The 21,663-nt window shown below is 72.9% G+C and carries 11 protein-coding genes; 5 read left to right on the top strand and 6 right to left on the bottom strand.

Annotated elements, in window-relative coordinates; genetic code table 11:
• Positions 1-121: 121 nt before the first annotated feature.
• Positions 122-850, top strand: coding sequence for an SGNH/GDSL hydrolase family protein (locus tag RNC47_RS07575; RefSeq protein WP_311596701.1), 729 nt, complete (start codon positions 122-124; stop codon positions 848-850).
• Between the two features lie 30 nt (positions 851-880).
• Here the strand turns inward: RNC47_RS07575 and RNC47_RS07570 are convergent, their stop codons facing one another.
• The 5 genes from RNC47_RS07570 to RNC47_RS07550 form a co-directional block, all read right to left on the bottom strand.
• The gene (locus RNC47_RS07570) at positions 881-2,590 is read right to left on the bottom strand and encodes a phytoene desaturase family protein (RefSeq protein WP_311596971.1); all 1,710 of its coding nucleotides are present in this window, start codon (positions 2,588-2,590) and stop codon (positions 881-883) included.
• A gap of 35 nt (positions 2,591-2,625) precedes the next feature.
• On the bottom strand, positions 2,626-4,269 hold the full coding sequence (locus tag RNC47_RS07565; protein WP_311596699.1) for a phytoene desaturase family protein: 1,644 nt from the start codon (positions 4,267-4,269) through the stop codon (positions 2,626-2,628).
• Complete coding sequence (locus RNC47_RS07560; RefSeq protein WP_311596698.1) at positions 4,259-5,989, bottom strand: phytoene desaturase family protein; 1,731 nt, start codon at positions 5,987-5,989, stop codon at positions 4,259-4,261. The genes RNC47_RS07565 and RNC47_RS07560 overlap by 11 nt, the downstream gene beginning before the upstream one ends.
• Positions 5,979-15,386 carry an amino acid adenylation domain-containing protein gene (locus RNC47_RS07555; RefSeq protein ID WP_394814731.1) on the bottom strand — a complete coding sequence of 3,136 codons (9,408 nt, stop codon included), beginning with the start codon at positions 15,384-15,386 and terminating at the stop codon, positions 5,979-5,981. The genes RNC47_RS07560 and RNC47_RS07555 overlap by 11 nt, the downstream gene beginning before the upstream one ends.
• 243 nt (positions 15,387-15,629) lie before the next feature.
• The gene (locus RNC47_RS07550; RefSeq protein WP_311596696.1) at positions 15,630-16,547 is read right to left on the bottom strand and encodes a sterol desaturase family protein; all 918 of its coding nucleotides are present in this window, start codon (positions 16,545-16,547) and stop codon (positions 15,630-15,632) included.
• Positions 16,548-16,892: 345 nt separating this feature from the next.
• Between RNC47_RS07550 and RNC47_RS07545 the strand changes: the two genes are divergently transcribed.
• Positions 16,893-17,558, top strand: coding sequence for an SDR family NAD(P)-dependent oxidoreductase (locus RNC47_RS07545; protein WP_311596694.1), 666 nt, complete (start codon positions 16,893-16,895; stop codon positions 17,556-17,558).
• Here the strand turns inward: RNC47_RS07545 and RNC47_RS07540 are convergent.
• The gene (locus RNC47_RS07540) at positions 17,527-18,288 is read right to left on the bottom strand and encodes a nucleotidyltransferase domain-containing protein (RefSeq protein WP_311596692.1); all 762 of its coding nucleotides are present in this window, start codon (positions 18,286-18,288) and stop codon (positions 17,527-17,529) included. The genes RNC47_RS07545 and RNC47_RS07540 overlap by 32 nt on opposite strands.
• Before the next feature lie 127 nt (positions 18,289-18,415).
• Between RNC47_RS07540 and RNC47_RS07535 the strand changes: the two genes are divergently transcribed.
• From RNC47_RS07535 to RNC47_RS07525, 3 genes are all read left to right on the top strand, one after another.
• Complete coding sequence (locus RNC47_RS07535) at positions 18,416-18,844, top strand: OsmC family protein (protein ID WP_311596690.1); 429 nt, start codon at positions 18,416-18,418, stop codon at positions 18,842-18,844.
• A 90-nt stretch (positions 18,845-18,934) separates the two neighbouring features.
• Positions 18,935-19,258, top strand: a complete 324-nt coding sequence (locus RNC47_RS07530) for an antibiotic biosynthesis monooxygenase family protein (protein ID WP_311596688.1) — start codon at positions 18,935-18,937, stop codon at positions 19,256-19,258.
• A gap of 32 nt (positions 19,259-19,290) precedes the next feature.
• Positions 19,291-21,630 (top strand): polysaccharide lyase 8 family protein, encoded by a 2,340-nt coding sequence (locus RNC47_RS07525; protein WP_311596686.1) that lies wholly within the window; start codon positions 19,291-19,293, stop codon positions 21,628-21,630.
• Positions 21,631-21,663 lie beyond the last annotated feature (33 nt).

Here is a 21,663-nt window from a genome sequence, read left to right as displayed (position 1 = left end):
CGGGATGTGACATCCCCGCCCTGGATGGGTACATGACAGCTGAACTCCGGAGGGGGCTGTGCGCGGGCCTACGGGACGGTCCGCGTGTCCGGCGGGACTTCCACCTGCCTCGGAGCAGTCCATGAGCCGTGTCATCCGACGAGCGGGCGTGCTGACCAGCGCGCTGCTCGCCATCCTGTTCGCACTCCTCGCCGCGCCCGGCGCCCAGGGCGCCCAAGCCGCCCAGGCCGCCGACCCCGTGCGCGTGATGGCGCTCGGCGACTCCATCACCGGATCGCCCGGCTGCTGGCGCTCGCTGCTCTGGCAGCGGCTGCAGAGCGCCGGCCACACCAACGTCGACTTCGTCGGCAGCCTCAGCGGCCAGAGCTGTGGCCTTCCGCTGTTCGACGACAACCACGAGGGCCACGGCGGCATCCTCGCCACCACCATGGCCAACCAGAACCAGCTGCCCGCCTGGCTGGCGGCCGCCGACCCCGACGTGGTGCTGATGCACCTGGGCACCAACGACGTCTGGAGCAACCAGTCGCCGGCCACCATCACGGCCGCCTACTCGAAGCTGGTCGGCCAGATGCGCGCCAACAACCCGGACGTCACCGTGCTGGTGGCGCGGATCCTGCCGATGAACGCGAGCAACTGCGGCGAGTGCGGGCAGCGCGTCGTCAACCTCAACGCGGCGATACCGGGCTGGGCGGCGGGGATCTCCACCGCCCAGTCGCCGGTCGTCGTGGTGGACCAGTGGTCGGGCTTCAACACCGCCACCGACACCTATGACGGGGTGCACCCCAACGACGCGGGCAACGTGAAGATCGCCGCCCGCTGGTACCCCGCCCTGGTCCCCTATCTGAGCTAGCGGACCGAGGAGCCTAGCGGACCGGGGAGCCTAGCGGGCCGAGGAGCCGGTGGGGACGGGCCGCTCGGCGGGCGCCGGCGGGGGTGCCGGCGGCGCCAGCTCGCGCGGACCCACCGGCACCACCACATGGGTGGGCGGCGGCGCGCTGCGGTCGATCTCCGCGGTGAACTCCTTGCCGTCGTCGCGGCAGACGAAGTGCATCACATGCCGCCCGGCCGCCGCCGCCCTGATCAGCCCGCCGGTGGTGGCCCAGACCCCGGAGATGTAGAAGTTGGCGAGCCCGGGCAGCCCGGGCCCGTGCTTCTTGATCTGCTCCTCCATGGTCTCCCCGCTCTCCACGAACGGCTGCCACCCCAGCACCGTGCCGTCGTAGTTGCCGGTGTAGCGGACCTGGGTGAGCGGCGTCGACACGTCGCGGACCGCGATCTCCTCCCTGATGCCCGGGTAGCGCTCCTCCAGCCAGGCGATCAGCGCGTTGCGCGCCTTCCGCTTGGCCGCCAGGTACTCCTTGGACCGCCGCACCGGCAGCGTGTGCATCTCGGTGCCGCGCCGGGTGCGCGTCGCCTGCTCGGGCCCGTCGTGCAGCTCGCGCCAGGGTGCGATGTCGCAGAAGTAGGTGGCGTAGACGACCGAGGTCTCCTCCGGGGAGAGCTCCGGGTAGTGCATGCTGCGGAACTGCACGTTGATGCTGGGGTGCCGGATCCCCGGCAGCCTGGCCGCGTCCTCCTCGGACAGCAGGTGGGTGGTGCACGGGTCGCCCTCGGGGAACTTCCGGCGCAGGCCGAGGAAGAGCGTGAAGTACCCGGGGAAGACCATGCCGTCTTCCTTGATGGTCTCGGTGTACAGCTGGCGGTAGGTGTCGTCCGTGTACCGGCCGCCGAGGAACTTCATCATCGTGGTGTAGCCGTCGCAGGCGGACACCACGATGTCGGAGCGGAACTCCCGGCCGTCGGAGAGCCGCACCCCGACCGCGCGGTCGTTCTCGACCAGCACCTCCTCGACCTTGGCGTTGTACGTGACCTCGCCGCCGAGCCGCAGATAGCGCTGCTCGATCGAGCGCGCCAGACCGAGCGAGCCGCCCTCCGGCACCCCCGCCGACCTGTTGGCGTGCGAGGCGAGCTGGAAGTAGAAGGGCAGCACCGGGAAGTTGGGGTGCTTCTCGTAGAGGATGAAGTTGAACGCCTCGCGCAGCAGCGGGTCCTTGAACTTCGCCGAGTAGTCCGTCATCAGCACCGTGATGGACTTGCGGATGGTGTTGAAGTAGGGGATGAACGAGGCCAGCATCCGCCAGCGCTCCATCCGCCCCATCAGCGCCACGGGCTTGAGGAACGGGTAGACGGTGAGCGCCTTGCGGAACTTCCGGAGTCCGTTGCAGAAGCTCCTGATGCGGCGCGCGTCGGCCGGCGAGATGGACGTCAGGTGCGCCTCCAACCGGTCCGGGTCGGAGTAGAAGTACACGGCCCTGCCGTCCTGGCCGCGCACGATGTTGAAGACGTCGAAGTGCCGCATCTGCTTGCCCTGGAGGGCGCCGAGCTCCAGCCAGATCTGGTGCATCTCGTTGCCCGGGCCGTTGCCGAGCAGCCAGCTGATGCAGCAGTCCAGCGTGTAGTCGCCCCGGTCCCAGGCGGTGCAGCAGCCGCCGGGGATCTCGTGCATCTCCAGGATCCGGGTGTCGTAGCCGTTCATCTGGCCGTAGCAGCCGGTGGAGAGCCCGCCGAGCCCCGCACCGATGATGATCATGGACTTGCGCTCTGGTGGCACGGTCTTTCCTCCCGCTACGCGGTGCGGTTGTCGAGTTGGGGCAGGTGGCCCAGCTTCTTCGGATGCCACGGCTCGCCGGCCTGGCTGTCCCAGGCGCGGAACGGCACTCCCAGCTCCTCACACAGGTACTGGGCCGCGAACCGGCCGCTGGCGGCAACCTTGATGAGGGCGCCGCCGCCCGCCCACTGGCCGGCCATGGTGAAGCCACGCAGGCCCGGCAGGCCGAGCCGCTCCTTGTTGATCAGCCGCTCGAGCAGGTCGTCGGGCTCCGCCCAGGACATCCAGCCGAGGATCGCGCCGCGGTGGTTGCCGGTGTAGCGCTCGGTGGTGACCGGGGTGGCGACGTCGGTCACCTCGATGTGCTCGCCGACCCCCGGGTGGCGGCGGTCGAGGAAGTCCCGCACGAAGTCGGCGACCTCGCGTTTCCGCGCCCAGTAGGCCCTGCGGTCGGTGGTGCGCAGCTTCTTCCAGTAGTCGTAGTCGCTGAGGTAGGTGCAGTGGATCACCGACTTGCCCGCCGGGGCGAAGTCGTCCGCGTACCGCGAGCGCAGCTGCACCACGATGCTGTCCTGCGCCGTGCTGGGCAGGCGGCGCGCGTCCTCGGGGGAGAGCAGGTGGGTGGTGCTGTGCGGGGCGTCGGGCGCGACGTCGCAGCTCAGCCCGACGAAGGCGGACACCACCCCGCGGTACACCATGCCCGGCTTGTCCGCGACCTCCCGGTAGAGGCGCTGGGTCACCTGGCTGGCGTACCGGCCTTCGAGCAGGCGGTCGAGGGTGATGTGGCCGTCGCAGGCCGACACCACATGGTCGGCGAAGTGCCGGCTGCCGTCCTTGAGTTCGACGCCGACCGCCCGGTCGTTCTCGACCAGGATCCGCACCACCCGGGCGCGGTAGCTGATGTTCCCGCCCAGGGACGTGTACCGCTCCTCGATCGAGCGGGCCATGCCCAGCGAACCGCCCTGCGGGAAGCCGATGTTGCCGATGTCGGCCTCGGCCAGCGTGAACAGGTAGGGCAGCAGCGGGAACACCTCGTGGTCCTGGAGCAGGATGTTGGGGAACGCGCGTCTGAGCAGCGGGTCCCGCAACCGCTCGGTGAAGGTGTCCATCTGGGTGGCCGCGGTCCGCCAGAACAGCCCCAGCGCGGGCAGCACCTTGCGCAGCAGCTGGAGCTTCTCGCGCGGCGACATCAGCGCCTTGGGCTTCAGGAGCGGGTTGATGTTGACCTTGGCGAAGCGGCGCAGGTAGCGGCAGAAGGCCCGGATGTGCGGGGCGTCGACCGGCGAGAGCTCCAGCAGGTGGCGCTCCAGACGGTCGGGGTCGGTGTAGAAGTTCACCGCCCGACCGGTGTGGTCCTCCACCCGGTTGAACACCTCGAACGTCCGGGTCGTCTTGCCGTCCAGGGCGCCCAGCTCGCGCCACAGCTGGTTCGCCTCGTTGCCCGCGAGGGTGCCGTTCAGGTACTCGATGCAGTAGTCGAACAGGTAGCCGTCGCGGGCCCAGGCCGTGCAGCAGCCGCCCGGCAGCACGTGCTTCTCGAAGATGTGCGACTGGAGGCCGCTCATCTGCGCGTAGCAGCCGGTGGCCAGGCCCGCGATGCCGCCGCCGACGATGATCACCCGGCGTCTGCCGGGGTCCCAGGGCACCGTGTCACGCCGCATGGGAGTCTCCGTCCGCGGTGGCCTCGGTCTCGTCGCTGGCGCGGGAGTTGAGCTGGCGCAGCGCCCGGGTGTCGAGCTGCGGCAGGTGGCCGAGCTTCTCCCGGTGCCAGCGCCCGCCGCCGCCCGGGCTGGGGGAGGGGCGGAACGGCAGGCCCAACTCCTCGCAGATGAACTGGACGACGAAGCGGCCGGTGGTGGCCGCCCTGATCAGCCCGCCCATGCCGACCCACTGCCCGGTCATGGAGAAGCCGTCGAGCCCGGGCAGCCGCATCCGGTCCTTGTTGATCAGCTTGGTGACCTCGTCGTCGGCCGGCGAGAACGGCTTCCAGGCGAAGATGGTGCCGTTGTGGTTGCCCGTGTAGCGGTGGGCGGTGACGGGGGTGGCGATGTCCACCACCTCGATCCGCTCGTCGATGCCGGGGTAGAGCCGCTCCAGGAAGCCCCGTTGGAAGTCGGCCACCCGGCGCTTGGTCGTCCAGTACTCCCGGCGGTTGGTGGTGCGCAGCTTCTTCCACGCGTCGAAGTCGCTGAAGTAGGTGCAGCGGATCACGGACTTGCCGGGCGGCGCGAAGCCCTCCCAGTAGTGGTTGAACAGCTGCACCACCATGGTGCTGTGCAGGCCGCCGAAGAGCCGGGCGCCCTCCTCGGGTGGCAGCAGGTAGGTGGTGCTGTGCGGGTCCTCGGTCTTGACCGGCCCGTCGATGCCGAAGTAGGTGGAGACGGCGGACGGGAACAGGTTGTCCGGCTCGTGCAGCATCTCCCGGTAGAGCCGGTCGACCCGGGGGCTGGTGTACGCGCCGCCGAGCAGCCCGTTGACCGTGGTGTTACCGTCGCAGGCGGACACCACGTGGTCGGCGCGGATCCGGGTGCCGTTCTTCAGCTCGACGCCGACCGCCCGGTCGTTCTCGACCAGGACGCGCTCCACCCGGGCCCGGCAGGCGAGTTGCCCGCCGAGGCTCGTGTACCGCTCCTCGATGGAGCGCACCAGGCCGAGCGAACCGCCCTCCGGGAAGCCCGCGTTGCCGTTGTGGGCGCGGGCCATGCCGTACAGGTAGGGCAGCACGGGGAAGCCCACCGGGTCCTGGAGGATGATGTTGGGCAGCGCGCGCCGCAGCAGCGGATCCTGGAACCGCTGGGCGAAGTCCGCCATCTGGGTGGTGGCGGTGCGGTAGAAGAGCCTGAGCAGCGGCAGGGTGGCCAGCGCGGTGCCCAGCTTCTCGCGCGTCGACTTCAGCGGCGGCGGCTTGAGGATCGGGTACGGGTGAGCGTTGAGGAATCCGCGCAGGTAGCGGCAGAGCTGCCGGATCGGCTCGGCGTCGCCCGGCGAGAGGTCGAGCAGGTGGCGTTCGAGCCGGTCCGGGTCGTTGTAGAAGGTGACGGCCCGACCGGTCTCGTCCATCACCCGGTTGAACATCTCGAAGTGGGCGATCTCCTTGCCGTCCAGGGCCCCGAGCTCCCGCCACACCTGGGCGGCGTCGCCCGAGTCGCCGGTGCCGCTGAGCCAGTCGACGCAGTAGTCGAACAGGTAGCCGTCGCGGGCCCAGGCGGTGCAGTAGCCGCCGGGCAGCACGTGCTTCTCCAGGATCAGCGTGTCCATGCCGCTCATCTGGGCGTAGCAGCCGGTGGCCAGGCCGGCGATGCCGCCGCCGATGACGACGACCCTGGGGCGGTCGCCCGGCTCGGCCGGGCGACCCCATGCGGTGAGGCGGTCAGGCTGCACGGGAGGCACCTCCGGTCAGCACGGACCTGGTGAGCCGCGCGTTGTGGGCCAGGTTGTCCTCGTCGAGCATGTCGGCGTGCACCCCGGCGCCGCGCAGCACCGTGGAGTGGCTGGTCGAGGTGGCGTGCCAGCTGCCGTGCTTGCCGGCCGCGTAGAACGCGACCTTCTCCTCGTCGGAGATCACGGTGACGGCCGCCGCCACCGTCCCGGTGTTGGGGGTTCTGCTGCAGAAGTCCAGGTACTCGCGGGCCTGTTCCAGGGTCTCCTCGGCGACGAGGTCCGAGCCCAGGTGCTTGCGCAGGTGCTCGCCGAGCTCGTGCTCGAACGCCTGGAAGTGCTCGGGCCCCATCTCGAAGGCCTCGGCGATCCGGTACGAGTCCATGATGATCACGTCCGACACCTGGCGGCCGCGGGACTCCAGCTCCTTGGCCACCTCGAACGCCAGGTTGCCGCCGAGCGAGTAGCCGAAGAGCACGCAGGGCCCCTCGCTCTGCAGCGACTCCACCAGGTCGGCGTAGCGGGCGATCTTGTCGTCCCCCGACACGTAGTTGAAGGACAGGAACCGGTACTCCGGCATCCGCTCGGCGAGTTGGCGGTAGACCAGGCCGTGGCCACCGGCCGGCGGGAAGCAGAACAGCGGGCTGCCCTGCGCCTCGTTGAAGGTGAGGTACGGCTGGGCGCCGGCGATCCGGCCCGTGGTGATGTCCTCCACGGTGCGGGCCATGCCGTGCAGGGTGGTGACCTTGAACAGCTGGCTGACCTGGATCGAGATGTTGAACTCGTGCTGGAGGTGGTGGATCAGCTCGATCAGCCGGATGGAGCTGCCGCCGACCTCGAAGAAGTCGTGGTGCAGGCCCACCGACTCGATGCCGAGCAGTGCCTTCCAGTGCTCCGCCATCCGCACCTCGAACAGCGTGGTCGGCGGCTCCTCCACCTCCTCGTCGAGGTCGGTCGGCGGCGCCGGCAGCGCGGCCACGTCCACCTTGCCGTTCGGGGTGAGCGGCAGCGCCTCCAACTCCACGAACGACGAGGGGATCAGGTAGGTCGGCAGGTAGCCGGCCAGGTGGCGGCGCAGCTCGCGGGCGTCGAGCGGGGTGCCGTCGGTCGGCACGCAGTAGGCGCACAGCGTGGCCTCGCCGCGGGCGTCCCTGCGGACGGTGACCACGGCCGCCGCGAGCCCGGGCCAGGCGGCCAGCTGGGACTCGACCTCGCCGAGCTCGATGCGGTGGCCGCGGACCTTGATCTGCGAGTCGGACCGGCCCAGCAGGTGCACCCCGCCGGTCGCGTCCCAGTGGGCCAGGTCGCCCGTGCGGTACAGCCGCACCGGCGCCGCGCCCGGCTCCCGGCTCAGGGCGCGGGTGACGAACCGCCGCGCGGTCTGCTCCGGGTCGCCCGCGTAGCCGAGGGCCACGCCCGAGCCGCCGATCCACAGCTCGCCTGGCACGCCGGCCGGCACCGGCTCGCCCTGCGCGTCCAGGATGTAGAGCGAACTGCCGGGGAACGGGCGGCCGATGGGCACCATCCGGCTCGGTTCGAGGTCGGTGGCCGGGCCCTCGAAGTAGGCGCTGTCGATGGTGGCCTCGGTGAGGCCGTAGGAGTTGACCACCCGGGTGTCGGGGCCGCAGCGGGCGCGCAGCCGCTCGTACTCGGCGACCTTCCAGGCGTCCGAGCCGACGATCACCAGGCGCATGAAGTCGAGCCCGACGTCGGCGCTCTCGCAGTGGTCGAGCAGCCCCCGCACCACCGCGGGCACGAACTCGCCGCAGTCCACGCCCTCGGCACGCATCGTGTCGTAGAGCCGGGCCGTGTTGAACAGCAGCTCGCGGCCGATCAGCACCAGGGTGCCGCCGGAGCACAGGGCCCGCACCAGGTCGCCGGTGAAGACGTCGAACGAGGGGGCCGCCATCTGGAGGTGGACGCCGACCTCGCTGTCGAGCCGGTACTCGGCGCGCCAGCCGGCGTAGGCAGCGGCCAGCGAGCGGTGGCTGACCCGCACGGCCTTCGGGCGGCCGGTCGATCCCGAGGTGTAGATGACGTAGGCGGGGGAGTCGAGGGCGACGGGGGCGGCCGGCGCCGGCTGCTCCTTGGCGCCCTCGGCGCGCAGCTCGTCCGGCGAGACGGCGGGCGCCTTGGCGCCGGAAAGCCGCTTCCTGCCACGCTCCTCCGCGATCACCAGCACGGTCTCGGCCGTGTCCGCCATGTAGGTGAGCCGGCCGGCCGGGTGGTCCGGGTCGAGCGGCAGGTAGGCGCCGCCCGCCTTGAGGACCGCCAGCAGCGAGGTCACCAGCAGCGGCGACTTCTCCAGGCAGACCGCCACCACCGAGCCCTCGCCCACGCCCCTGGCCCGCAGCCCGCGGGCCATCAGCTCGGCGCCGGCCTCCAGCTCGGCGTAGCTCAGCCGCTCGGTCGGCCCGGACTCGGCCGGCGCCGACAGCGCGACCACGTCCGGGTGTTCACCGGCGACCTCGGCGATCAGCTCGTGCACCGGCGACAGCGCCGGCTCGGCCAGGGCCGCGCCGCTCCACTCCGTCAGGATGTGCCGCCGCTCGTCCTGGCCGAGCATGGTCAGGCCGCTGATCGGCTGGTCGGCCGGCGAACCGGTCAGCTCCGCCAGCAGGTTGACGTAGTGACCGGCCATCCGCCGCATGGTCTCCGGCAGGAACAGGTCGGTGTTGTACTTGAACACGCAGTGGAAGCGGCCCTCGGACTCCTCCTCGTAGGCCGACAGCGTGATGTCGAACTGGCCCTCCTCCTCGGGCAGTTCGATGTAGTCCAGCCGGTAGCCGTACTTCTCGGTCGCCACCTTGTGGTGCAGCAGGATGAACATCGCCTGGAAGACCGCCGACCGGCTCGGGTCGTGCTGCAGGCCCAGCTTCTCCACCAGCAGCGTGAACGGGTACTCCTGGTTGTCCAGGCCGCCGAGCACGGTGGTGCGCACCTGGTCGAGCAGCTCGGCGATCGACGGCGCCCCCGACAGGTCCGCGTGCAGCGGCAGCGGGTTGACGAAGTAGCCGTAGACGCTGGCGAAGTCCTCCTGGGTGCGGCCGGTGACCGGGCTGCCGACGATGACGGCGTCCTGGCCCGAGTACCGGTGGAGCAGCACGTAGTAGGCGGCGAGCAGCACCATGAACACCGTCACGTTGTGCTCGCGGGCCAGCGCGTGCACCCGGGCGCTCAGCTCCTCGTCGAGGACGAAGAACTCGGAGGCGCCGTTGTGCGTCATCACGGGCGGACGCGGCTTGTCCGTCGGCAGGTTGAGGATCGGCACCTCGTCCGGCAGGTGCGACGTCCAGTACTCCAGCATCCGCTGCGCCTCGGGCCCGGCCAGGAACTCGTTCTGCCAGTTGAGGAAGTCGAGGTAGCTCGCCGAGACGGGCGGCAGCTCGACGCGGCGGCCCTGCCGGAGCCCCTCGTAGAGGGCCAGCAGCTCCTCGATGAAGGTGAAGGTGGAGATCGCGTCCGAGATGATGTGGTGGACGGCCTTCATGATCAGCCAGCGGTCGGGGCCGCGCCGGAACAGCCGGAACCGGAACAGCGGGTCCCGCTCCAGGTCGTACGGCGCCCGGTACTCGCGGATGATCATCTGGTAGATCTCGTCCCACGGGGTGTCCTCGACGTCGAACAGCCGCAGGTCCACGTCGACCTCGGGGGAGATCCGCTGCACCGCCTGGCCGTCCTCCAGCAGGAAGTTGGCCCGCAGGCTCGGGTGGCGGGCCACCAGCGCCCGCACCGCCTCGAACATCAACTCGGGGTCGAGCTCGACGCGGACCTCGACGGCGCCGCCGATGTTGTACGCGAAGCCGTCCGGGTGGAGCTGCTTGAGGAACCACTGCGCCTTCTGGTTCTGCGTCAGCGGGTAGCGGGACTCGTCACTGAACCGCTCGACGGCCGCGCCGCCGCCCCCGCCCGCGCCGTCCGCCACCAGGCCGAGCAGCCCGTCGTGCGCCTGCGCGATCAGCTCGCTCATCGGCGCGCTGCTCAGCAGCGCCACCACCGGCAGCGCCACCTGCAGCTCGGTCTGCACCCGCGAGCGCAGCTCCATCGCCAACAGCGAGTCGAGCCCCAGGGAGTTGAGGCTGACGGCCGGGTCGACCCGCTCGGTCGGCACCCGCAGCACCGTGGCCACCAGGGCGGTGAACCGCTCGGTGAGCAGCAGCAGCCGCTTCTCCTCGCCGACCTCCCGGAAGGCGTCGAGGAAGCTGCTCGCCTCGCCCGCCGCCGAGCCGCTGCCCGCCGCCGCCAACTCGGCCACCAGCGGCGGCGGCACGTCGTACCAGGCGAGGAACGTCGGCCAGTCGACGATGGTGGCCACCACCAGCCGCGCCCGGTCCTGGCCGATGACCCGCTCCAGCACCGCCATGCCGGCCTCGGGCGAGAGCGAGCTCATGCCCCGGCTGTTGCGGTAGTGGTCGATCAGGCCGAGGTCCTCGATCATGCCGGTGGCCCACGGGCCCCAGTCCAGGCTGAGCGCCGGCAGGCCGCTGGCCCGCCGGTGGTGCGCGAGCGCGTCGAGGAACGCGTTCCCCGCCGCGTAGTTGGTCTGGCCCGCGGTGGTGAGCACCGAGGCCACCGAGGCGAACAGCACGAAGTGCTCCAGGGGCTCGTCCGCCAGCACCCGGTGCAGCACGGTCGCGCCGGCGACCTTCGGGTCGTAGACCCCGTCGAAGGTGGCCCGGTCCATCTCGGGCACCCGGGTGTCCCGCACCTGCCCGGCCAGGTGGAACACGCCGCGGATCGGCGGCGCGTCGCTCCGCCGGTACTCGGCGAGCCAGCCGGCGAACGCCGCCTCGTCGGTGACGCTCAGCCGCACCACCACCGGGTGGGCGCCCAGCTCCTCCAACTCCCTGACCAGCGCCACGTTCCGCGCCTCGGGCGAGCCGGGGTCGAGATCGCGCCACCGCTCGCGCGGCGGCAGCGGGGTGCGGCCGACCAGGATCAGCCGGCGGGCGCCCCGCCGCACCAGGGTGCGGCACAGCAGCCGGCCGAGCGCGCCGAAGGCGCCGGTGACCAGGTAGCCGCCGTCGGCCCGCAGCCGCAGCGGCAGCGGCCGGCTCAACGACTCGGCCGCCCGGAGCCGGCTGGTGTACCGGCGGCCGGCGCGCAGCGCGATCTCGTCCTCGTCGGTCGCGGCCAACTCCCGCAGCAGCGCCCTGGCCTCGGCCTGCCGGGCCGCGGCGTCCGCGCCGCCGCCGAGCTCCAGGTCGACCAGCTTGCCCTGGTGTCCCGGCAGCTCCTGGTACCACAGCACCCGGCCGATGCCCCACGCCGGCGCCCCGAGCGGCTCGACCTCCGCGCCCTCCTCGACCGCCTGCGTGCCCCGGGTGACCACCAGCAGCCGTCCTGGGTGCCGGCCGTCGAGCAGCGCCTGGGCGAGCGTGACCAGCGAGAAGCCGCCGAGCGTGGCGTGGTCGCCGAGCGCGGCGTGCTCGCTGGCCTCGAACCGCGGCAGGTCCAGGTTCCACAGGTGCACGATCGCGTCGAACGGGTCGCCGTCCGCCGTGAGTTCGGCCAGCAGCCGGCCGAAGTGCCCCGCGGAGCCGGGGTCGACGGTCGACTCCTCGCGCTCACCGTCCAGCGCGTAGCCGTCGCCGGCGCGGACCAGGTGGCAGCAGCCGCCGTGCGCCCGGGCGGCGGCCGCCAGCTCGTCGCCGACGCCCGAGGCGTCCGCCAGGATCAGCAGCCGTCCCGGCGCCTGGTGGACGCGCTCCGCCTGCTCGGCGGCGAGCGGCGCCTCCTGCCAGGCCACGTCCGTCAGCCAGCCGTCGATCGTGGACAGGCCGACGGCGGTGGCGGCCTTCTCCACGTCGGCCGCCCGGAAGGCGGAGATCCGGCCCAGCGCCGCGCCGTCCTCCCCGTAGACCGCGATGTCGCCGACCAGTTCGTCGTCGCCCTGCCGGCTGATGGTGGCGTGCACCCACAGCGGCCGGTCGCCCACCTCGTCGATCCTGACCTCGCCGATGGACAGCGGCAGCCGGATCCCGGTGCCCGCCGGGTCCTCCCCGCCGGCCGCGAGGAGCTGCGGGGTGAGCAGCGTCTGGAAGCAGGAGTCGAGCAGCACCGGGTGCATGTGGTGCCGGGCCGCGTCGTCCCCGATGGCGGCCGGCGGCCTGATCAGCGCCAGCGCCTCGTCCTGGCCGATCCACACCCGCTCGATGCCCTGGAAGGCGGGGCCGTAGTGGTAGCCGAGGGCCGCGAGCGCCGCGTAGCAGTCGGGCCCGGCCAGCTCGCGCGCGGCGCGCCCGGTGATCGCCGGCCGGTCGAGCGCCGCGCTCAGCCGGCGCCGCTGCCCGGCCCGCACCACGCCGCTGGCGTGCACCGTGCGCTCGTTGGTGCCGGCGCGCGGGACGCTCGCCACGGTGAAGCCGGCGCCCTCCCCGGAGAACGCCAGCTGCACCCTGCTGACCTCGCCGTCCGGCAGGAACAGCGCCTTCCGCAGCTCGATGTCGGCCAGCGCCGCGTCCGTCGAGCCGGTGAGCGACCGCACCGCCTGGATGGCCATCTCCAGGTAACCGGCGGCCGGGAACAGCACGTTGCCCTGGATCCTGTGGTCCTCCAGGTACGGCAGCGCCTCCGCGTCCAGGGCGGCCTCCCACACCGGCTCGGCCGACGCCAGGCGGCGCCCGAGCAGCGGGTGGTCGAGCCGGCCGAGCCGCACCCGCGCCACCGGCGCCGGCTCGACCCAGTACCGGTCGCGGCGCCACGGGTAGCGCGGCAGCGTGACCGGGGAGCCGGTCGGGTGCTGCACCGACCAGTCGACCGGCACGCCCAGGTTGTGCAGGGCGGCGAGCGACATCGTGAACCGCTCCGGCTCGTCCTCCAGGCGGCGGATCGAGGGCAGGGACACGCCCCTGGCGCCGCGCTCGTCCAGGCACTCGCGGATCGAGTGGCCGAGGACCGGGTGCGGGCCGATCTCCAGGAAGACGCCGTAGCCGTCCCGCGCGAGCCGGTCGACGGCGGCCCTGAAGTAGACGCGCTCGCGGACGTTGAGCCACCAGTAGTCGGCGTCGAGCTCGGTGCCGACCGCCACCTCGCCCTCGCGGGCGGTGAGGTAGAGCGGGACCCGCGCCGGCCGCGGCTCGATGTCGGTCAGCGAGGCCAGCAGCTCGTCCTTGATGTCCGCCATCCGGGCGCTGTGGTAGGGCACCTTGACGGTGAGGAACTTGGCGAAGACCTGCTCGGCCTTGAGCTCGGCGGCGAGCCTGGCCAGCGCGTCCTCGTCGCCGGCCAGCGTCATCCCGGTCGGCGAGTTGACCGCGGCGATCGACACCCGGTCCCCGTAGGGCCGCACCCGGCGGGCCGCCTCCTCCTCCGACAGGCTCACCGCCAGCATCGTGCCGGTGCCCACCAACTGCTGCTGGAGCCGGCTGCGGTGCACCACCACGCGCGCCGCGTCCGCCAGCGTGTAGACGCCGGCCTCGTGGAACGCGGCGACCTCGCCCGTGCTGTGGCCCACGATCGCGTCCGGCCGCACCCCGCGGCTGCGCCACAGCGCGGCGAGGCCCACCTGGACCGCGAAGTTGGCCGGCTGCGCGAGCCAGGTCTCCGCCATGTTGGACTCGGCCTCGTCCGCCGCCATCTCGGCGATCAGCGACCAGCCGGTCAGCTTGCCGATCTCCGCGTCGACCCGCTCCACGGCCTCCCGGTACACCGGCTCGGTGGCGAACAACTGCCGCCCCATGGCCCACCACTGCGGGCCCATGCCGGTGAACACCCAGACCAGGCGCCGCTCCTCGGCGTCCAGCTGCTGGCCGGTCAGCACCCGCGGGTGCTCCTCGCCGCGCTCGTACGCCGCCAGCGCCTCGTCGAGCGCGGCCCGCGAGTTGTAGACCACGGAGAGCCGGGACTCCAGGTGCTGTCTGCGGTGCGCCAGGGTGTGGCCCAGGTCCTCCAGGGCCACCGGCGGGCCGCCGTTGTCGCCGGCGAGCTCGCGCCTGATGCCGGAGACCAGCTCGGGGAAGGCCGCCGGGTCGCGCGCCGTCAGCGGCAGGATCGCGTACCCGGGGCCGGTCGCGGCGACCGCGGCCCGCTGCTCGGCGGCGACCGGCTCCGGGGCCCGCTCCAGCAGGACGTGCGCGTTGGTGCCGCCGAAGCCGAAGGAGTTGACCCCGGCGCGGGCCGGCCCCTCGTGCTCGGGCCAGGGGGTGAGCTCGGTCGGGATCCGGTAGGGCAGGGAGTCGGGGTCGATCTTCGGGTTGAGCTCGTTCAGGTTGATGTGCGGCGGGATGACGCCGTGCTTGAGGGCGAGCGCGGTCTTGATCAGGCCCGCGATGCCGGCGGCCGACTCGGTGTGCCCGATGTTGGTCTTGACCGAGCCCACGTAGCAGCGCGCGCCGGGCGCCCGCCCCACGGCCAGGGCGCGGGCCAGCGCGTTGGCCTCGATGGGGTCGCCCACGGGCGTCGAGGTGCCGTGCGCCTCGACGTACTGCAGCTCGCCCGGGGTGATCCCGGCCTCCGCGCAGACCCGCTCGATCAGCGCCACCTGGGCGTCGGCGTTGGGGACGGTGATGCCGTTGGTCCGGCCGTCCTGGTTGACGCCCGAGCCGATGATCACGGCGTGGATCGGGTCGCCGTCGCGCCGCGCGTCCTCGAGGCGCTTGATGGCCACCACGCCCACGCCCTCGGCGCGCACATAGCCGTTGGCCGAGGCGTCGAAGGTGCGGGAACGGCCGTCGGCGGAGAGGAAGCCGCCCTTGGTCTCCGCGATGGTGTACTGCGGCGCCGAGTGCAGCAGCGTGCCGCCGGCGAGCGCGAGGTGCGTCTCGCCGCGGGCCAGGCTCTGGCAGGCCAGGTGGACGGCGACCAGCGAGGAGCTGCACGCCGAGTCGAGGGAGACGCTGGGGCCGCGGAAGTCGAAGCAGTAGGAGATCCGGTTCGACACCATCGTCATCATCGTGCCGGTCGCGGTGTGCGCGGCCAGCGTCTCGAAGCTCAGGTCGGCGAACTGGATGATCTTGTAGTCCAGGGTGAAGGCGCCGACGAAGACGCCGACGTCCGTGCCGGCGAGCTCGCCCGGCCGCTGGCCGCCGTCCTCCAACGCCTCCCAGGCGACCTCGAGCAGCTTCCGCTGCTGCGGGTCCATGTGTTCGGCCTCGCGTGGGGAGATGCCGAAGAACGCGGGGTCGAACTCGTCGAAGCCGTCGATGTACCCGCCGCGGCCACCGATGAGCCGGCCGGGCTTCGCCTGGTCCCGGCTGCCGAGCGTCGTCACGTCGTAGCGGTCGGCCGGGGTGGGCGTGAGGCAGTCCTTGCCGGCGATCAGGTTCTGCCAGTAGGCGCGGTGGTCGGAGGCGCCGCCGGGGAGGCGGCAGCCCATGCCGATGATGGCGAACTTCTGACCAGTGGCGTGCGGTTCGGCGGCGGCGGTGGCCTGGGCGGGGACGTTGCGTGCGTCCGTCATGTGGTGGTTCTCCTTGGATGGGCGCGCGAACAGGGCGCCGCATGGGGACGGTTGGGCGGTGACGGTGGGGGGACGGTGGCGTCTGACGGTGGGGCGGCGTGCCGGTCCTACGACGTGCCGGCGCGCGCGGAGACGGTCCGCGCGGTGCCGGCCGGCGCCGTGGGGGATGTCGGTGGTGACGGCGGACGGCGGCCGGCGGACGGCGGCCGGGCGGCGTGGGGGGCGCACCGCCCGGCCGGTCGGTCACCCGGCGGGGCGGCGCCAGGGACGGAACTGGTTGGCGAACACGGCTCCGGTGGGCGGGAACGAGGTTGGGTCCGCCAGGCCGACCGAGACCGGCCGGCGCCCCGGGCGCCAGGTGAAGCTGCCGAACACCCGGTCCCAGACGGAGAGATCGGCCGCGTAGTGCCCCGCCTCCGAGAGGTCGGTGCTGTGGTGCAGCCGGTGCTGCTCCGGGCTGGAGACGACGTGGTTGAGCCACCCGATGCGCACGTCGGCGTTGACGTGCGTGAAGTAGCCCTGGGCGACGACGAAGAGGCCGACGGCGAAGACCGCCGTCTCCGAGAACCCGACGAGCGCCAGCGCGAGTTGGGTGGCCCCCTGGGTGAGCACCACGTCGAGGACGTTGTTGACGCCGTTGTTCCCGACGTTGACCTTGTCGGGGGTGTGGTGGACGCCGTGCAACCGCCAGAGGAGGCGGTTGGTGTGCGCCAGCCGGTGCACCAGGTAGTTGGCCAGCGAGGCGAGCAGCGCGGCGAGCGGGATCTCGACGACGAGCGGCAGGAACGAGTCGGGCATCGCCACGACGGCTATCAGCGCGAGCACGATCGCCTGCGCCACCGCGCCGCCGAACGCGGTCACCAGGAAGTAGCCGCCGTACCAGCGCCATTCGCGCCGGCTCGGGTGCCACGTGCGGTCATAGGGAATCAGCCGCTCGAGCACCCCCAGGTAGAGCAGGGTGACGAGCACGAAGAGGAAGCCGACGGCCTCCGGCTGCCAGTCCCGCGCGATCCCGAGCACGGACGCCGTGACCACGAGGCCGAGCAGGACCGGATAGGCGACGTGGCGCAGCACCCGTGCCCACGCGGGCACCTGCTCGGGCCGCGCCGGTTGTGAAGCCGATTGTGAAACCTCGCTGTCGATCGGGGACCTGAGGTCCATATCACCCACCCCTCTGGAACACGGATCTCGTGTGTCCGTGTGTTGGCCCGCGACCCCTACGCGGGCAGGCACTTGGAAAGATCATCAACAGTATGGATTTGATCAAATACGCCGAGCAATGATGGGAGGGGGGCGTATCAGGTTGTAGGGGGTGGCACGCCCTATTTCGCGCGCCCCCCATGCGGACCTTGCGCTCCCCGGCGCCGCCGCTTCCGGTTGTGTGCGTGCGGCGACGAGGTGTCGAAGGGGTGTCGACCTCGCGCCGGCGCCGCGCCTGGCCCTGACACCGATGTGAGGGCCTACGCTCGCGCTCGTCATCCGCCCGGCGGAAGGGAACACGCAGCCATGCCAGGAGTGATCGTGATCGGCGCCGGACCGGGGATCGGCCGCTCGGTCGCCCGCCGGTTCGCGCGCGAGGGGCTGCCGGTCGCCGTGCTCGCCCGCACCGCGGACACGGCGCGCGCCACCGCCGAGGCCGTCGCCGACCTGGGGACGCGCGCCCTCCCGCTGACCGCGGACGCGGCCGACGAGCCCGGGCTGCGCGCCGCCCTGGACACCGCCGTCGCCCAACTCGGCCCGCCGGACGTCCTCGTCTACAACGCGGCGCTGGTCCGCCCCGACGCGCCCGGCGAACTCCCCGCCCGCGCCCACCTCGACGCCTACGCCGTCAACGTCGGCGGCGCGCTGACCGCCGCCGGGCACCTGCTCCCCGCGATGGCGCGCCGCGGCGCCGGCACCTTCCTGGTGACCGGCGGCATGCCGGAGCCCAAGCCGGCGTACACCAGCCTCTCGTTGGGCAAGGCCGCGCTGCGCGCCCTCGTCGCACTACTGGCCGAGGAGTACGGCCCCGCCGGCGTCCACGTCGCCGCCGTCACCGTGGACGGCCCGGTCGCGCCCGGCACGGACTTCGACCCGGACGACATCGCCGAGCACTACTGGCGGTTGCACGTCCAGCCCCGCGCCGACTGGCGGCACGAGGTCATCCACGGTCCCCGTCGGACGACGCCGTAGCCGCCCGCAGCGGCCCGGCCAGCCGCTCGGCCAACCCCTCGTCGGTGGCCCGCAGCTCGTCCAGCAGCGCACCGGTCGCCGCCGCCAGGGCGCGGCGCAGCTCCGCCGCGCCCAGGCCGCGCACCAACGCCTCCTCCAGCGGCCGGGTGACGGCGGCCGGCAGCCGGTCGGCGCCCTTGGCGTACCCGGTCGGCAGGCCGAGCCGCAGGCAGGCCAGCGCGAGCGTCTGGTCGCGCACCCCGCTGATCCAGTACTCGGCCAGCCAGGGCGCGTCCCGCTCGATCGCGGCCCTGGCGTGCAGCACGTGGTGCCAGGCGTGGCCGACGAACCCCCGCGCGTCACCGGCCGTGGGGCGCGGCTCGACGGCCGCCCCGAACACCACCCGGAAGCCGCCGTCCCCCACCTGCCCGAACTCGGCCGCCGGCGTGAACCCCAGGTCCACCTCCAGGCCGTCGCCCAACAGGAAGGCCCGGTAGACGGCCGACCCGGACCGCAGGTCGAAGTGGTGCAGCGCGCCGAGCTCCCCGTACACGAACTCGCTCCAGGCGCCGAGCACCTCCGCCAGCAGCCGGCCGGGCGCCACCGCCAGCAGCAGGTCGACGTCGGACCAGCGGTCCTCGGTCCCGCGCGCCGCCGAACCGGTCAGCGCCGCCGCCGAGACGTCGTCATCCGCCCGCGCCCGCGCCAGCAACCGCGCCCGCACCTCGTCCCGCTCCGCCTCCGCGAACATGCCGGGACCCTACAAGACCGGATCCCGGTGTCGGGCGCCCCCGCGACCACCGTGACGTGCGGGACGGCGTTAGCGTGTATATCCGTACGTGACCGCTGATCCGGTTCAGCCACCAAGGAGCTTCGACATGGCAACCACGCGCATCGCGACGACGAACTGGGAGGGCTCCCTGCTGCAGGGCGCCGGCAACGTCTCCCTGGATTCGTCCGGGGTGGGGAAGTTCGACGTCACCTGGGCGTCGCGGGCCGAGGACCCCAACGGCCGCACCAGCCCCGAGGAGCTGATCGCGGCGGCGCACTCCTCCTGCTTCTCGATGGCGCTCTCCCACGGCCTCGCCGGCGCCGGCACCCCGCCGGAGTCCGTCCAGACCCAGGCCAGCGTCACCTTCCAGCCGGGCGAGGGCATCACGGGCATCGTCCTGAAGGTCAGGGCCAAGGTGCCGGGACTCTCCGCCGAGGGCTTCCAGGAGGCGGCCGAGGGCGCCAAGGCCAACTGCCCGGTGAGCAAGGCCCTGGCCGGCGTCACCATCTCCCTCGAGGCCGAACTCCTCGACTGACCGGGGGAGAGGCGAACAACGGTCGGGCGGCCCCCGGCGCACCCGCGCCCGGGGGCCGTTCGGCCACCGACCAGCAGAGAGGCGCGCGAGATGCCAAGCGTCGTGAAGATCAACGTGTTGACGGTGCCGAAGGAGCAGCGGGAGGTCCTGGAGCAGCGGTTCTCGTCCCGGGCGGGGCTCGTGGAGAGCCAGGACGGGTTCGAGTGGTTCGAACTGCTGCGGCCGGTGGAGGGGACGGACCAGTACCTGGTCTACACCCGCTGGCGCAGCGAGGAGGACTTCCAGCGGTGGATGAACGGCGAGATGCGGCAGGCACACCAGGGCGGCGGCGGCCGCCCGGCCGCATCCGGGGCCACGCTCTGGTCCTTCGAGGTGGTCCAACAGGCGGCGCCGAAGGCGCGCGACGGCGCGTGACGGCGGCCTGAGCGCCGGGTAGACCTTTTCGTGTGAGACGACGGACGGTGTTGGGGCGTGGACTGGCCGCGGTGGGTGGTGTGGCCCTGCCGGGGGCCTGGCTTCGGCCGGCGTCGGCCTCGGACGTGACCGACGTGTTCAGCGAGTTATGTGACCGTTGGCGGCGTGTCATCGTCGGTCCCGGCGCGCCGGAGGGCGCGTACGCCGGGGCGTACGCGCAGGCGGTGGCGGCCCAGGACCGGTCGGCGGCGGGCCGGTTGGCGACGCTGGTCACCGACCCGGACGCCACCAGCCCGTGGCCCGACCTGCCGTTGGCCGAGGAGCCGGCGCTCTCGGCCAACGTGACCGGCGTCGCGTCCCGGCTGCGCGCCATCGCCGTCGCCTGCGCCACCGAGGGCGGCGCGCTCCACGGCGACGAGGCGGCGCGGGCCCGCGCGGCCGCCGGCTGTCGGGTGCTGTGGCGGGCCCGCTACCACGCGGGGCAGGCCCAGTACGGCAACTGGTGGGACTGGGAGATCGGCACCCCGCGCCACCTCACGGACACCCTGACGCTGCTCGGCCCGGCCGTCGACGCCGAGACCAGGGCCGGCCTGCTGGCCGCCGTCGACCACTTCGTGCCCGACCCGCGCCGCATGCTGCGCGGTGAGTTGGAGTCGACGGGCGCCAACCGGGTCGACCTGTGCCGGGTGGTGGCGCTGCGGGGCGCGCTCGGCGCGGCGCCCGAGCGCCTGGCCCTGGCCGCGGCCGCGCTGGTGGGCGTCGTCGACCCGGTGCTGGAGGGCGACGGCTTCCACCCGGACGGCTCGTTCCTCATGCACACCTGGGTCGCCTACCCCGGCACCTACGGCGAGGTGCTGGTCAAGGGCATGGCCGAGCTGATGCTGCTGCTCGCCGGCACCGAGTGGGACGTCGGCGCGGCCGAGCGTCGGCTCACCACCGAGGCGATCGACCGCACCTTCGCGCCGTTCGTCCACCGTGGCGTGATGCTCGACGCGGTGCGCGGCCGGGCGATCTCCCGCGACACCGCCACCGACGCCGACGACGGCTTCAAGCTGGCCGTCGACCTGCTGACGCTGGCCGACGCGCTGCCGGCGGCCGAGGCCGAGGCGGCCGGCGCGCTGCGGGCCACCGCCACGTCGTGGCTGGCCGACAACGGTTGGCGACCGCTCGCCGCCCGGCAGCCGGCCCAGATCGCGGCCGTCGCCGCCGTGGCGGACGACGCGGCGATCGCCCCGGCCGCCGGGCCGCTCGGCCACTTCGGCTACCCGGACATGGAGCGCTTCGTCCACCGCCGCCCCGGCTGGACGTACTGCCTGTCGCTCAACTCCGACCGGGTCGCCCGCTACGAGTACATGAACGGCGAGAACGCCCGCGGCTGGCACACCGGCGACGGGATGCACCAACTCGCCCTGGACACCGACCCGTTCCACTACACCGACGCCTACTGGCCCACCTGCGACGCCAAGCGCCTGCCCGGCGTCACGGTCGACACCACGCCGCTGCCGGTCGGCGCGGGCGGCGACAACGACAACGTGCCGCTCTCCGGGGCCCCCTGGTCGGGCGAGGTGCGGCTCGGCGACCTCGCCCTGGCCGGCCTCGACCTCCGTGGCATCGACTCCACGCTGCGGGCGCGCCGGAGTTGGCTCTTCCTGCCGGACGCGGTGCTCACCGCCGGCTCCGGCATCACCGCGACCGGCGGCCGCCGGATCGAGACGGTCGTCGAACACCGCCGGAGCGACGGCGAGTTGACGGTGGACGACCGCCCTGAGCCGCGCTGGGCGCACCTGGCGGGCGTCGCCGGCTATGTCTTCCCCCACCGCCCCTCGCCCCTGAACGTCCGGCGCGAGGAGCGCACCGGGGCGTGGAGCGAGATCCGCCAGGGCGGCCCGACGGCGCGCATCACCCGCCGCTTCGTCACCCTCTGGCAGGACCACGGCGTCGACCCCGTGGACGCCCACCACGCGCACCTGCTGCTGCCCGGCGCGACGGCGGGCGAGACGGCCGCCAGGGCGCGGGAGCCGGGCGTCGAGGTGGTGCGACTGGACCGCGACGTCCACGCGTTCCGCGCCGGCCCGCTGACGGCCGTGGCCTTCTTCGCCCCCGGAACGGCGGCCGGCGTCACGGCGGACGCGCCCTGCGCGGTGCTGCTGCGGCCGGAGGGCCGCACCCTACGAGTGGCCGTCGCCGACCCCGCGCGCCGCTCGGCGACCGTGCGGCTGACGATCACGGCCCACGGCCGCCACACCCTGCGTGAGGCCGACCCCGGCCTCACCCTCCTGCCGTCCGCCCCCGGCACGATCCGCCTCCACGCCGAGACCGCCGCACGGCGGGGCGCCACCCTGACGGCGACACTCACCCGGCGCGGCCGCTGACCTGGCGCCACGGCACCGGGGCTCTCCCCACCC

It is taken from the genome of Streptomyces millisiae (assembly GCF_031845425.1).
In the GTDB taxonomy this organism is placed as follows: Bacteria; Actinomycetota; Actinomycetes; order Streptomycetales; family Streptomycetaceae; genus Streptomyces; species Streptomyces millisiae.
This window is presented reverse-complemented; position numbering and strand designations above follow the sequence as displayed.